The 13,115-nt window shown below is 73.5% G+C and carries 12 protein-coding genes; 9 read left to right on the top strand and 3 right to left on the bottom strand.

All coding sequences use genetic code 11. From position 1 onward, the window contains the following. Positions 1-290: 290 nt before the first annotated feature. Together AC07FV_RS29110 and AC07FV_RS29105 are read left to right on the top strand one after the other, a co-directional pair. The gene (locus AC07FV_RS29110; RefSeq protein WP_479090356.1) at positions 291-1,922 is read left to right on the top strand and encodes a phospho-sugar mutase; all 1,632 of its coding nucleotides are present in this window, start codon (positions 291-293) and stop codon (positions 1,920-1,922) included. Positions 1,923-2,166: 244 nt separating this feature from the next. After that, a complete protein-coding gene (locus tag AC07FV_RS29105; RefSeq protein WP_479090355.1) occupies positions 2,167-3,408 on the top strand; it encodes a hypothetical protein in 1,242 nt (413 codons plus the stop codon). 53 nt (positions 3,409-3,461) lie between these two features. Here the strand turns inward: AC07FV_RS29105 and AC07FV_RS29100 are convergent, their stop codons facing one another. Next, the gene (locus AC07FV_RS29100; protein WP_479090353.1) at positions 3,462-4,157 is read right to left on the bottom strand and encodes a PH domain-containing protein; all 696 of its coding nucleotides are present in this window, start codon (positions 4,155-4,157) and stop codon (positions 3,462-3,464) included. A 113-nt stretch (positions 4,158-4,270) separates the two neighbouring features. Between AC07FV_RS29100 and deoC the strand changes: the two genes are divergently transcribed. The 3 genes from deoC to AC07FV_RS29085 are packed head-to-tail and all read left to right on the top strand — an operon-like array spanning position 4,271 to position 7,585. Beyond that, the gene (gene deoC / locus AC07FV_RS29095; RefSeq protein WP_383641797.1) at positions 4,271-5,236 is read left to right on the top strand and encodes a deoxyribose-phosphate aldolase; all 966 of its coding nucleotides are present in this window, start codon (positions 4,271-4,273) and stop codon (positions 5,234-5,236) included. Positions 5,237-5,241: 5 nt separating this feature from the next. Further along, entirely contained in the window at positions 5,242-6,678 is a 1,437-nt protein-coding gene (locus AC07FV_RS29090) for an aldehyde dehydrogenase family protein (protein ID WP_479090352.1), read from the top strand. Further along, positions 6,671-7,585 (top strand): aldehyde dehydrogenase family protein, encoded by a 915-nt coding sequence (locus AC07FV_RS29085; RefSeq protein WP_479090351.1) that lies wholly within the window; start codon positions 6,671-6,673, stop codon positions 7,583-7,585. Before AC07FV_RS29090 ends, AC07FV_RS29085 begins: the two co-directional genes overlap by 8 nt. Before the next feature lie 113 nt (positions 7,586-7,698). Here the strand turns inward: AC07FV_RS29085 and AC07FV_RS29080 are convergent, their stop codons facing one another. Further along, positions 7,699-8,112, bottom strand: coding sequence for a hypothetical protein (locus AC07FV_RS29080; RefSeq protein WP_384695291.1), 414 nt, complete (start codon positions 8,110-8,112; stop codon positions 7,699-7,701). 193 nt (positions 8,113-8,305) lie between these two features. Here AC07FV_RS29080 and AC07FV_RS29075 point away from each other — a divergent pair, with 193 nt between their 5' ends. Further along, entirely contained in the window at positions 8,306-8,908 is a 603-nt protein-coding gene (locus AC07FV_RS29075) for a uridine kinase (protein ID WP_479090374.1), read from the top strand. Between the two features lie 269 nt (positions 8,909-9,177). On the opposite strand, the gene AC07FV_RS29070 is transcribed toward AC07FV_RS29075, so the two are convergent. Continuing rightward, entirely contained in the window at positions 9,178-9,924 is a 747-nt protein-coding gene (locus AC07FV_RS29070) for a SigE family RNA polymerase sigma factor (protein ID WP_479090349.1), read from the bottom strand. A 270-nt stretch (positions 9,925-10,194) separates the two neighbouring features. Between AC07FV_RS29070 and afsQ1 the strand changes: the two genes are divergently transcribed. Genes afsQ1 through AC07FV_RS29055 form a run of 3 tightly spaced genes read left to right on the top strand, consistent with a single transcriptional unit; the run spans position 10,195 to position 13,063 of the window. Beyond that, positions 10,195-10,872, top strand: coding sequence for a two-component system response regulator AfsQ1 (gene afsQ1, locus AC07FV_RS29065; protein WP_053136154.1), 678 nt, complete (start codon positions 10,195-10,197; stop codon positions 10,870-10,872). Further along, positions 10,869-12,452 (top strand): ATP-binding protein, encoded by a 1,584-nt coding sequence (locus AC07FV_RS29060; RefSeq protein ID WP_479090347.1) that lies wholly within the window; start codon positions 10,869-10,871, stop codon positions 12,450-12,452. Before afsQ1 ends, AC07FV_RS29060 begins: the two co-directional genes overlap by 4 nt. Then, a complete protein-coding gene (locus AC07FV_RS29055; protein ID WP_479090345.1) occupies positions 12,452-13,063 on the top strand; it encodes a hypothetical protein in 612 nt (203 codons plus the stop codon). The genes AC07FV_RS29060 and AC07FV_RS29055 overlap by 1 nt, the downstream gene beginning before the upstream one ends. Positions 13,064-13,115 lie beyond the last annotated feature (52 nt).

Genomic DNA, 13,115 nt, shown 5'->3' with positions numbered 1-13,115 from the left:
GAGGGCCACCCCGTTCCCCGACCGATTCCGCGCCGTTCCGAGGACGGACACCCCCCGGCCCGGCCCCGACCCCAAGACCACCGCACCGCGCAACCCACACCCCCACCGAACCCGCACAGGCCGCCGCAGGCACCCGCACCCCCACCGAACCCGCACAGACCGCCGCAGACACCCGCACCCCCACCGAACCCGCACAGACCGCCGCAGGCACCCCGCACCACCGCCGGAGGCCCCCGCAGGCACCCCGCAAAGGCGCCGCAGGCCCCCGCAGACACGAGAGGCTGACCGACGTGCACGACGACCTCCTCGCACGCGCCAAGGCATGGCTGGCCGAGGACCCCGACGCGGACACCCGCGCGGAACTGGCCGCGCTCATCGACGCCGAGGACCACGCCGAACTCACCGCACGCTTCTCCGGCACCCTCCAGTTCGGCACCGCGGGCCTCCGCGGCGAACTCGGCGCCGGCCCCCTGCGCATGAACCGCTCGGTCGTCATCCGCGCCGCCGCCGGCCTCGCCGCGTACCTGAAGGGCCAGGGCCACACCGACGGTCTCGTCGTCATCGGCTACGACGCCCGCCACAAGTCCGAGGACTTCGCCCGCGACACCGCCGCCGTCATGACCGGCGCCGGCCTCCGTGCGGCCGTCCTCCCCCGCCCCCTCCCCACCCCCGTCCTCGCCTTCGCCATCCGGCACCTCGGCGCCGTCGCGGGCGTGGAGGTGACCGCCAGCCACAACCCGCCGCGCGACAACGGCTACAAGGTGTACCTGGGCGACGGCTCCCAGATTGTGCCCCCGGCCGACGCCGGGATCGCCGCCGAGATCGACGCCGTGCGCTCCCTCGACGACGTCCCCCGCCCCACCACCGGCTGGCAGACCCTCGACGACTCCGTCCTGGACGCCTACCTCGCCCGCACGGACGCGGTCCTCTCCGCCGGCTCCCCCCGCACCGCCCGCACCGTCTACACCGCGATGCACGGCGTCGGCAAGGACACCCTCCTGGCCGCCTTCGCCCGGGCCGGCTTCCCGGAGCCCGTCCTCGTCGCGGAGCAGGCCGAGCCCGACCCGGACTTCCCCACCGTCGCCTTCCCCAACCCGGAGGAGCCCGGCGCGATGGACCTGTCCTTCGCGCGGGCCCGCGCGACCGGGCCCGACCTGGTCATCGCCAACGACCCGGACGCGGACCGCTGCGCGGTGGCCGTCCCCACCGGCGGCGACTGGCGCATGCTCCGCGGCGACGAGGTCGGCGCCCTCCTCGCCGCGCACCTGGTCACCCGCGGCGCGCGGGGCACGTTCGCGGAGTCGATCGTCTCCTCCTCCCTCCTCGGCCGCATCGCCCAGAAGGCGGGACTCCCGTACGAGGAGACCCTCACCGGCTTCAAGTGGATCGCCCGCGTCGAGGGCCTGCGCTACGGCTACGAGGAGGCCCTCGGCTACTGCGTCGACCCGGAGGGCGTCCGCGACAAGGACGGCATCACCGCGGCCCTCCTGATCACGGAGCTGGCCTCCGCCCTCAAGGAGAAGGGCCGCACGCTCCTGGACCTCCTCGACGACCTGGCCGTGGAGCACGGCCTGCACGCCACCGACCAGCTCTCGGTCCGCGTGGAGGACCTCTCCGTCATCGCGGCCGCGATGCACCGCCTGCGCGAGCAGCCCCCGACCCGCCTCGCGGGCCTGCCCGTCACGCGTGCGGAGGACCTCACGCGGGGCACGGAGAGCCTGCCGCCGACGGACGGCCTGCGCTACACGCTGGACGGCGCGCGGGTGATCGTCCGCCCGAGCGGTACGGAGCCGAAGCTGAAGTGCTACCTGGAGGTGGTGGTCCCGGTCGCCGGTCACTCCGCCCTCCCGGAGGCCCGCGCCCAGGCCGACGCCCTGCTGACGGCCCTCAAGCGGGACCTCTCCACGGCGGCGGGCATCTGACGGACCGGGGTGGCCGCCCCGCACGTGGTGGCAGCCACCCCGGCCGTCACCACGCACCCGCACCCCGCACGGGCCGGACGCGTCCTCCCACCCGGCGGCACCCACCCAGCGTCCTCCCACCCGGCGGCACCCCATCGGGTGATTTCCCGCATGCGGTTGACCCACCCTCCCCCTACCCGGCCCCCCTGCGGGCAACGGTGGAGCGGAAACCGCACCGCCGAGAGCCACCCAGGGAGCCGCCGCCGTGTCCTCGACCGCGCCCAAGACCACCGCCGGCGGACACATCCCCGGCACCCGCCGCCCCCGTCCGGCGACCCCCACCGCACCGTCCCCGCGAGGCGGCGCCCGCGACCGTGCCCGGGCCCACGCCCGGCGCCTCCTGCGCGCCGCGCGGCACGCCGCGCCCGCCCTCGGCGCCTACCTGGCCGTGCGCCTGGCGGGCCTGCTGGTGCTCGCCGTCTGGGCGCCCCGCCGCCACCAGGACCTCTGGGTGAACCTGGCCGCGCAGTGGGACTCCGACTGGTACCTCGGTATCGCCGAGCACGGCTACGCCCGCGAACTCGGCACCACGCCCAACGCCAACAACCTGGCGTTCTTCCCGCTCTACCCGTTCCTGGTCAAGGCGGTCGCGGTCCTCACCCCCGGCAGCCGCGCCTCCACCGGCCTGGGCCTCGCGGTCGTCGCCTCGCTGGTCGCCGCGTGGGGCATCTTCGCGGTGGGCGACCGGCTGCACGGCCGCCGCGTCGGCGTCCTGCTCACCACGCTGTGGGCGGCGTTCCCGGTCGGCGCGGTGCAGTGGATGGGGTACACGGAGTCGCTGTTCACGGCCTGCGCCGCGTGGGCGCTGTACGCGGTGCTGACGGAACGCTGGCTGTGCGCGGCGGGCTTCGCCGCGCTGGCGGGGCTGACCCGTCCGACCGGCATCGCGGTGGCGGCGGCGGTCTCGGTGACGGCGCTGCTGCACCTGGCCCGTCGCCGCACGCTCCTGCCCCGTGCCCTGGCGGCGGCGGCCCTGGCGCCGCTCGGCTGGTGCGCGTACCTCGCCTGGGTGGGCCTGCGCCTGGGCCGCTGGGACGGCTACTTCGCCGTACAGCGGCTCTGGTACAACGAGCTGGACGGCGGCCTGCGGACGCTGCACCAGATCCGGTGGCTGCTGTTGCGCGACCCGACGCCGCACCTGTTCCTGGTGATGGTGACGCTCACGCTGCTCGCTTCGGTGGTGCTGTTCGGCCTGTCCGCGTGGGACCGCCAGCCCGCCGCGCTGCTGGTCTTCACGGGGGTCATGCTGGCGATCGTCCTGGGCAGCGGAGGCGTGTACTTCCCGCGGGCGCGCTTCCTGCTCCCGGCCTTCCCGCTGCTGCTGCCGCTGGCCGTGCACCTGTCCCGTGCCTCACGGCGCCACCGCGCGCTGGCGCTGTCGGCGGCGGTGCTGGGGTCGGCGTACTGCGGCGGGTACATGCTGGTCGCCTGGTCAGCGGCCCCGTGACGCCGCACGACGCCCCGCACCCGTACCGCCGGAGCCGCCCGGCCCGCGTCCGGTCAGCCCGTCCCCAGCAGCACGGCGAGCAGGACCACCCCGGCGGCCGCCGGCGCGAGGATCTCGTAGGCCCACCGCACCGTCACCTCGCCCTGCGAGGTGCCGGCCGGCTTCCGCGCCTCCGACAGCTGGCGCAGTTCGTCCATGACCTTGTCGGTCTCCGCCCGCACCGGCCCCTCGACGACGGCGCCCGCAGCGGCGCCGTCGGCCCGCGCCCCGCCGCCGCCGAGGCCCCCGAGCAGGCCACCGCGTCCGCGGCCGCCCCCGGAGGCCCGCCGTGCCTCCTGCCGTGCGGCCTTCTTCCGGCCACGCAGGGAGACGGGAATGGACCAGAGCTGGTACTTGTCGCCGGACTCGGTGAAGACCTCGTTGGAGTAACTCGACCGGAAGGACGCGACCTGCCCCCAGGGCAGCACGATCACCCGGAACGGGTTGCGCACGCGCAGCCGGTCGTCGTTGGCGAAGACCGCGGGCCGCACGGTGTAGGCGGCGATGAGCGGCGCGAGGAAGAGCAGCACCGCGAGCGCGGTCCAGGGCGTACGCCCCTCCCCCGTGACCACGGCGTCGATGCCGAGCCACAGGGCTAGGGCGAGCAGCAGTACGCCGCCGGCGAGGCCCGCGGGCGAACGGTAGATCCGGTCCTTGGACACGGGTACCGGGGGCTGCGGCGGCGGTGACGGGGACTCCGGGGTGGTCATGGTGCCGATTGTGCCCGACGGCCCGCGCGGCGCTCATGGGCGGTGTCCCCGAGCGGAACGGACGCACGGGGCTGTACAGCCGCTACGCGCGTAGATATGCTCGCCTGGTGACCATGCCCACCACTGCATCCGCTGCACCCGCACACGGACTCGCCGACGTCACCGCGTCCGACAGCACGCTGCGCCGCTTCCTCCACGGGCTGCCCGGCGTCGACACGGTCGGCCTGGAGGCGCGCGCCGCCTCGCTCGGCACCCGTTCGATCAAGACCACCGCGAAGGCGTACGCCCTCGACCTCGCGATCTCGATGGTCGACCTGACGACGCTGGAAGGCGCGGACACCCCGGGCAAGGTCCGGGCGCTCGGCGCCAAGGCGGTCCGTCCCGACCCGACCGACCGCACGGCCCCCGCGACGGCGGCCGTCTGCGTGTACCCCGACATGGTGCCCGCCGCGAAGGAGGCCGTCGCCGGCTCCGGCGTGAAGGTCGCCTCGGTCGCCACCGCCTTCCCGGCGGGCCGCGCGTCCCTCGCCGTGAAGCTGGCCGACGTGCGCGAGGCCGTGGCGGCGGGCGCGGACGAGGTCGACATGGTCATCGACCGCGGGGCGTTCCTGGCGGGGCACTACATGAAGGTGTACGACGAGATCGTCGCCGTGAAGGAGGCCTGCGGGACGTCGGCCCGCCTCAAGGTCATCTTCGAGACCGGCGAGCTGTCGACGTACGACAACATCCGCCGCGCGAGCTGGCTCGGCATGCTGGCCGGGGCCGACTTCATCAAGACCTCCACCGGCAAGGTCGCGGTGAACGCGACCCCGTCCAACACCCTCCTGATGCTGGAGGCGGTCCGCGACTTCCGCGCGCAGACCGGCGTCCAGGTCGGCGTGAAGCCGGCCGGCGGCATCCGCACCGCCAAGGACGCGATCAAGTTCCTGGTCCTGGTCAACGAGACCGCGGGCGAGGACTGGCTGGACAACCACTGGTTCCGCTTCGGCGCCTCCTCACTGCTGAACGACCTGCTCATGCAGCGTCAGAAGCTGGCCACCGGCCGCTACTCCGGCCCCGACTACGTGACGGTGGACTGATCACCATGGCACCTGTTTTCGAGTACGCACCGGCGCCCGAGTCCCGTGCGGTCGTCGACATCGCGCCGTCGTACGGCCTCTTCGTCGACGGCGAGTTCGCCGAGGCGGCCGACGGAAAGGTCTTCAAGACCGTCTCCCCGTCCACCGAGGAGGTCCTCTCCGAGGTCGCCGAGGCCGGCGAGGCGGACGTCGACCGCGCCGTCCGGGCCGCCCGCAAGGCCTTCGAGAAGTGGTCGGCGCTCCCCGGCTCCGAGCGTGCGAAGTACCTCTTCCGCATCGCCCGCATCATCCAGGAGCGCAGCCGCGAGCTGGCCGTCCTGGAGACCCTGGACAACGGCAAGCCGATCAGGGAGACCCGCGACGCGGATCTCCCCCTGGTCGCCGCGCACTTCTTCTACTACGCGGGCTGGGCCGACAAGCTCGACCACGCCGGCTACGGGGCGAACCCGCGCCCCCTCGGCGTCGCCGGCCAGGTCATCCCGTGGAACTTCCCGCTCCTGATGCTGGCGTGGAAGATCGCCCCGGCGCTCGCCACCGGCAACACGGTGGTGCTGAAGCCCGCCGAGACGACCCCCCTGTCCGCCCTGTTCTTCGCGGACATCTGCCGTCAGGCGGGCCTGCCCAGGGGCGTCGTCAACATCCTCACCGGCGACGGCCGCGCCGGCGCGGCGCTGATCGCCCACCCCGACGTGAACAAGGTCGCCTTCACCGGCTCGACGGCCGTCGGCAAGCAGATCGCCCGCACCGTCGCGGGCACCCGCAAGAAGCTCACCCTGGAGCTGGGCGGCAAGGGCGCCAACATCGTCTTCGACGACGCCCCGATCGACCAGGCCGTCGAGGGCATCGTCAGCGGCATCTTCTTCAACCAGGGCCAGGTCTGCTGCGCGGGCTCGCGCCTGCTGGTCCAGGAGTCGATCCACGACGAGCTGCTGGACTCCCTCAAGCGCCGGCTGACCACCCTGCGCCTGGGCGACCCGCTGGACAAGAACACCGACATCGGCGCGATCAACTCCGCCGAGCAGCTGGCCCGGATCACGGCGCTGGCCGACCAGGGCGAGGCGGAGGGCGCCGAGCGCTGGTCCCCGGCCTGCGAACTGCCGACCTCCGGTTACTGGTTCGCCCCGACGCTCTTCACCAACGTCACCCAGGCGCACACGGTGGCCCGCGACGAGATCTTCGGCCCGGTCCTGTCCGTCCTCACCTTCCGCACGCCCGACGAGGCGGTCGCCAAGGCCAACAACACGCCGTACGGCCTCTCGGCGGGCATCTGGACGGAGAAGGGCTCGCGCATCCTGGCGGTCGCCAACAAGCTCCGCGCGGGCGTGATCTGGTCCAACACGTTCAACAAGTTCGATCCGACCTCGCCGTTCGGCGGCTACAAGGAGTCGGGCTTCGGCCGCGAGGGCGGCCGCCACGGCCTGGAGGCGTACCTCGATGTCTGACAAGACCGAGAAGACCGAACCGCGACTTTCCGTCTTCAAGACCTACAAGCTGTACGTCGGGGGCAAGTTCCCGCGTTCCGAGAGCGGCCGGGTGTACGAGGTGACAGACGCCAAGGGCAGCTGGCTGGCGAACGCCCCGCTCTCCTCCCGCAAGGACGCCCGCGACGCGGTGGTCGCCGCGCGCAAGGCGTTCGGCGGCTGGTCCGGCGCGACGGCGTACAACCGCGGCCAGATCCTCTACCGCGTCGCCGAGATGCTGGAGGGCCGCCGCGACCAGTACGTGGCGGAGGTGGCCGACGCGGAGGGCCTGTCCAGGTCGAAGGCGGCGGCCCAGGTCGACGCGGCGATCGACCGCTGGGTCTGGTACGCGGGCTGGACCGACAAGATCGCCCAGGTGGTCGGCGGCGGCAACCCGGTCGCGGGCCCCTTCTTCAACCTGTCCTCCCCGGAACCGACGGGCGTCGTCGCCGTCCTGGCCCCGCAGGAGTCGTCGTTCCTGGGCCTGGTCTCGGTCGTCGCCCCGGTGATCGCGACGGGCAACACGGCGGTCGTGATCGCGTCCGAGAAGGCCCCGCTGCCCGCCCTCTCCCTGGGCGAGGTGCTGGCCACCTCCGACCTCCCCGGCGGCGTGGTCAACGTCCTGTCCGGCCGTACGGCGGAACTCGCCGCCCCCCTCGCCGCGCACCAGGACGTCAACGCGATCGACCTCACGGGCGCCGGCGAGACGCTGGCGAAGGAGCTGGAGATCGCGGCGGCGGACAACCTGAAGCGCGTCCTGCGTCCACAGCCTGTGGACGGAGCCGGCTGGATCGCGACGCCGGGCACCGACCGCATGACGGCGTTCCTGGAGACCAAGACGGTCTGGCACCCGACGGGCGCGCTCGGCGCGTCCGGATCGTCGTACTGAGACAGCCGTACTGAGACACCGGAGGCCCCGCCGCACGGCGGGGCGCCCACGAGCGAGCCGCGTCTTCCCTCCGTCCGGGGAAGGCGCGGTTCTTCGCGCGCGGGGGACGGCCGTCAGCGCAGCAACTGCGTCGCCTGGCCCACCACCGGCACACCGCCCAGCGACTGCGCCTGCGCCACCGGACCGGTCAGTGCCGTCGAGGTGAGCGGCTGGAAGTCGGCGACCTTCGTGCCGACGCCGTTGTCCAGCGGGTCGACGCCGGTGCCGGCCAGCGGGTTGGGCTTGAGGTCCGCGACCGGGCCGGTGACGAAACCGACCGTGCCGGTGACGGCCTGGAGGCCCGCCTGCGGGTCGATGTTCCCCAGCGAGGACGGGCGGGTGTGCGCCAGGCCGCCGAGCGCCTCACCGCCGTCCGCGGAGGCCGTCGCGGCGCCCGCGGCCAGGGCCGCCCCGGCGGTCGCGAGGGCGATCAGGGCACGCTGGGCGTGCGGAGCGTGCGGGGTGCGGGGGGACGCGTGTCGGGCCATCGCTGCTACCACCTTCTTGGTGTGAGTTGCTACGGACTGCCGTGCTAACAGCGCGGAAGGTGATCAGGTCACCGCGGACCGTGACCGGCGTGTGACGCGCGTTCCAAAGTCGGCCCGCGGGGTCGTACGGCGGGCGGCCCATGCCTCAGACTGGTGTCCCGTGACCACCCACCCGCCCATACCGACGCGAGTCGTGCTGCTCTGCGGCCCCTCCGGCTCCGGCAAGTCCCTCCTCGCCGCCCGCGCCGGCCTTCCGGTGCTGCGCCTCGACGACTTCTACAAGGAGGGCACCGACCCGACGCTGCCGCTGGTGCCGCAGAGTTCCGACATCGACTGGGACCACCCCGGCTCGTGGGACGCGGACGCCGCCGTCGCGGCCATCACGGAGCTGTGCCGCGCGGGCCGTACGCAGGTGCCCGTCTACGACCTCTCGCTCAGCGCCCGCACCGGTGAGTCGGCGATCGACATCGGGCGGGCCCCGCTGTTCCTCGCGGAGGGCATCTTCGCCGCCGAACTCGTCTCCCGCTGCCGGGACCTGGGCGTGCTGGCCGACGCCCTGTGCCTGAGCCGGGGGCCGCTGACGACCTTCCGCCGCCGCTTCCTGCGGGACCTGCGGGAGAGCCGCAAGTCCGTGCCGTTCCTGCTGCGCCGCGGCTGGCGGCTGATGCGGCAGGAGCGGTCGGTCATCGCCCGGCAGTCGGCGCTGGGCGCCCACGCCTGCGACCGGGACGAGGCGATGGGCCGGCTGACGGCCGCGGCGGCCGGACGGTGTCCGGCGGTGCGTACGGCGGCGTAGCACGCGCGGCGCGCACCCCGCACTCCCCGCGCACGCGAGAGCGGGACTGGACGGACCCCCCGGCCCTCCAGTCCCGCTCTCTTCCTGCTCCCCCGTGCTTCCCCCGTGTCCCCCCGAGGTTCCCCCGTGGTGTTCCCCCGTGGTGCTTCCCCGTGAGTAAGAGCCCGGGTTCCTCCCCCTGATACACCCTGGCTCGTACTTTTTTTCGCGGGTCCCGCCGCGGGCCCCTCGTCCCCCGGGCCCCCGGGCCCCCCGGGCACCCCGGACCTTCAGGCGACCAGTTCGCCGAAGGCGTCGTCCCGGTCACGGCCGAAGCTGAGGACCTCGTCCTCCCGCAGCCGGCGGAGCGACCGCCAGATGCTGGACTTCACCGTGCCGACGCTGATGCCGAGGATGTCGGCGATCTCCGGGTCCGTGCGGCCCTCGTAGTAGCGGAGGACCAGCATCGTGCGCTGGAGTTCGGGGAGCCGGGCCAGCGCCTGCCACAGGACCGTACGCAGTTCGGTGCCGCGCATCGCGTCCGTGTCGCCGGGCGTCTCCGGCAGTTCCTCGGTCGGGTACTCGTTGAGCTTGCGGCGCCGCCAGGCGCTGATGTGCAGGTTGGTCATGGTGCGGCGGAGGTACCCGCCGACCGCGGCCTTGTCACTGATCCGCTCCCACGCCCGGTAGGTCGAGAACAACGCGCTCTGCAGCAGGTCCTCGGCCTCGAAACGGTCCCCCGTGAGGTGGTAGGCGGTGGCGTACAGGGAGGCGCGGCGCTCCTGGACGTAGGCGGTGAACTCCGCCTCCGACAAGGAGCGACGCTCCCCCTCTGCCTCCCCGTACGCGCTTCCCCCGTGCGTCTCCCCCTGACGCGCGTCGACCACCGCCATGTACGCGGTGTGCTGACGCCCGGTGCCACGAGCGCACCCCCGTCCGCTCACAGCGGCACCGGACTTCTCGGAACCCCGGTGTGTGTGCACGTCGTGCAGACGCGTGACCACTGCGCTGGTGCTGGTGCCGTGCAGCGTGTTCATCTCGCGCCCCCCGTCGTGGACTTCCGGTGTCCGTCGTGCTGTGCCGCGAGGCGCCGCACCGCTTCCCGCTCGGCCGGCGACTCGCTGTGTTGCCTGTGACGAGAAGCCTGCCGCGGTGACTTCATGGCCGTGTCCGTCGACTGTCACAGACCTGTCACAGGGGTCCGTCACGGCTGCCGCACCGTTCCTTCACAGGGTCCGGCGGCGAGGTCCGCCCTCTTCGGGACCCACGGGTCGTACGCCACCCCCTCCATGGGCCAGAATGAGCCCGTGCCTTCCCTGTTGCTGATCGAGGACGACGACGCCATCCGTACGGCCCTGGAGCTCTCCCTGACCCGCCAGGGCCACCGGGTGGCCACCGCTGCCAGCGGTGAGGACGGTCTGAAGCTGCTGCGCGAGCAGCGGCCGGACCTGATCGTGCTGGACGTGATGCTGCCCGGCATTGACGGTTTCGAGGTGTGCCGGCGCATCCGGCGCACCGACCAGCTGCCGATCATCCTGCTGACCGCGCGCAACGACGACATCGACGTGGTCGTCGGTCTCGAGTCGGGCGCCGACGACTACGTCGTCAAACCCGTGCAGGGCCGGGTGCTGGACGCCCGTATCCGGGCCGTGCTGCGGCGCGGGGAGCGGGAGTCGAGCGATTCGGCGAGCTTCGGCGGCCTGGTCATCGACCGGTCCGCGATGACCGTGACCAAGAACGGCGAGGATCTCCAGCTCACGCCGACCGAGCTGCGGCTGCTCCTCGAACTGAGCCGGCGGCCCGGGCAGGCGCTGTCCCGGCAGCAGTTGCTGCGGCTGGTGTGGGAGCACGACTACCTCGGCGACTCGCGCCTGGTGGACGCCTGTGTGCAGCGGCTGCGCGCCAAGGTCGAGGACGTGCCGTCGTCCCCGACGCTGATCCGCACGGTACGAGGTGTCGGCTACCGGCTGGACCCGCCTCAGTGACCCAGGAGCACCAGGGAGGTTCACGCGGCTGGACCGCGACGCGCAAGGGAGTCTGGTCCTGGCTGCGCTTCACCAGTCTGCGGCTGCGGCTGGTCCTCGTCTTCGGGCTGGTCGCCCTCACCGCCGCCGTCTCGGCGTCCGGCATCGCGTACTGGCTGAACCGGGAGGCGGTGCTCACCCGCACCCAGGACTCCGTGCTGCGCGGCTTCGAGCAGGAGATGCAGAACCGGGCGGGCGCGCTGCCCGAGCACCCGGAGCAGGACGAGTTGCAGCACACCGCGGGGCAGATGGCCAACAGCAGTCAGCGGTTCAGCGTGCTGCTGGTCGCCGAGGACGCCACCGGACGGACGGTGTACGGCAGCTCCGGGGGCCTGGGCGGCTTCGCGCTCGCCGACGTGCCCGAGTCGCTGCGCACGGCGGTGAACAAGGAGCAGAAGGTCACCTCGGCCAACAAGCACCCGTACCACCTGTACTGGCAGCGGATCACCGACGGCGACACCCCCTACCTGGTGGCCGGCACGAGGGTGATCGGGGGCGGGCCGACCGGCTACATGCTCAAGTCGCTGGAGCCGGAGGCCAAGGACCTCAACTCGCTGGCCTGGTCGCTGGGGATCGCCACCGCACTCGCCCTGCTGGGGTCGGCGCTGCTCGCGCAGGCCCTGGCGACGACCGTGCTGAAGCCGGTGCACCGGCTCGGGGTCGCGGCGCGGCGCCTGGGCGAGGGGAAGCTGGACACCCGGCTGCGCGTGACCGGCACCGACGAACTGGCCGACCTGTCCCGGACCTTCAACAGCGCCGCCGAGGCGCTGGAGAAGCGGGTCGCGGACATGGCGGGCCGCGAGCAGGCCTCACGGCGCTTCGTGGCGGACATGAGCCATGAGCTGCGGACCCCGCTGACGGCGATCACCGCCGTCACCGAGGTGCTGGAGGAGGAGCTGGAGTTCGAGGGCGGCGGCTTCGACCCGATGATCGAGCCCGCCGTACGGCTGGTGGTCAGCGAGACGCGGCGGCTGAACGACCTGGTGGAGAACCTGATGGAGGTCACCCGCTTCGACGCGGGCACCGCCCGGCTGGTCCTCGACGACGTCGACGTCGCCGACCAGATCACCGCCTGCATCGACGCCCGCGCCTGGCTGGACGCCGTCGACCTGGACGCCGAGCGCGGCCTCCACGCCCGGCTCGACCCGCGCCGCCTGGACGTCATCCTGGCCAACCTGATCGGCAACGCCCTCAAGCACGGCGGATCACCGGTCAGGGTGTCGGTGGCGCGGGCGGACGACGAGGTCGTCATCCGGGTACGGGACCACGGGCCCGGCATCCCCGAGGACGTCCTGCCGCACGTCTTCGACCGCTTCTACAAGGCGAGCGCCTCCCGGCCGCGCTCCGAGGGCAGCGGGCTCGGCCTGTCCATCGCCCTGGAGAACGCGCACATCCACGGCGGTGAGATCACCGCCGAGAACTCCCCCGAGGGCGGCGCGGTGTTCACGCTGCGGCTGCCGCAGGACCCGCCGGCGGACGAGGAGGCCGAGGACGCCGCGGGTGACGGGGGCAGGGGCAAGGACGCGAAGGGACGGGGCTGATGACCGTACGCCGCCTGTCGGCACTGCCCGGGCTGGCCGTGCTGGCCGCGCTGCTCGCCGGCTGCGGCATCCGCGCCACGGAGGTGCCCACGGACTACGGTCCGGCGCCGTCGAGGGTGCGGTGCTCGCTCGCCGAGCCGGGCGGGACGACGGGGGCGGCGCCCGGGCTTCCGGTGCAGGTGTTCCTGCTGTGCGGCTCGTCGCTGGTGGCCGTGGACCGGACGGTCCCGTTGCCGGACGGCGCGGCGGACGCCGGTCGGCGGGTGCTGGTGGCCCAGGGGCTGCTCGACCAGCTCACGGCGGAGCCGTCGGCCGCGGAGGAGGAGGCGGGGTACAGCACGGACGTGCGCCGCGGGACCGGCGTCACCGGCCCGCGCCCCGGCGACCCCGAGGACACCCTGCGGCTGAGCACCGCCCCCGGCGACCTCACCTCGTACGCCCTCGCCCAGGTCGTCTGCACCTTCTCCGACTCGGCCGCCACCGAGGGCGACGGCTCCGTCATCCTGGCCGGGCCCGCCGAGGAGTCCGCCCGCCGCTACACCTGCACGGACGAGGTCCGCGCCCGGCCGGGCAGCAACGAGCCGCCCTCCACCGAGGTCACCGACGGCTGACGGCGCCTCCCCGCCCGGGGTGCGGCGGCCCGGCGGGGCCGTGTGGCGCAGG

The sequence above is a fragment of the Streptomyces sp. NPDC045956 genome (assembly GCF_056430705.1).
The sequence above is the reverse complement of the archived record's forward strand: the minus strand, read 5'-3'. Positions and strand labels throughout refer to the sequence as shown.

Bases quoted from the DNA above. Each gene is read 5' to 3' on its own strand.
- AC07FV_RS29080 (WP_384695291.1), bottom strand. From the start codon at position 8,112: ATGGCCCGACACGCGTCCCCCCGCACCCCGCACGCTCCGCACGCCCAG.
- AC07FV_RS29055 (WP_479090345.1), top strand. From the start codon at position 12,452: ATGACCGTACGCCGCCTGTCGGCACTGCCCGGGCTGGCCGTGCTGGCC.
- AC07FV_RS29100 (WP_479090353.1), bottom strand. From the start codon at position 4,157: ATGACCACCCCGGAGTCCCCGTCACCGCCGCCGCAGCCCCCGGTACCC.
- deoC (WP_383641797.1), top strand. From the start codon at position 4,271: ATGCCCACCACTGCATCCGCTGCACCCGCACACGGACTCGCCGACGTC.
- AC07FV_RS29090 (WP_479090352.1), top strand. From the start codon at position 5,242: ATGGCACCTGTTTTCGAGTACGCACCGGCGCCCGAGTCCCGTGCGGTC.
- AC07FV_RS29070 (WP_479090349.1), bottom strand. From the start codon at position 9,924: ATGAACACGCTGCACGGCACCAGCACCAGCGCAGTGGTCACGCGTCTG.
- AC07FV_RS29085 (WP_479090351.1), top strand. From the start codon at position 6,671: ATGTCTGACAAGACCGAGAAGACCGAACCGCGACTTTCCGTCTTCAAG.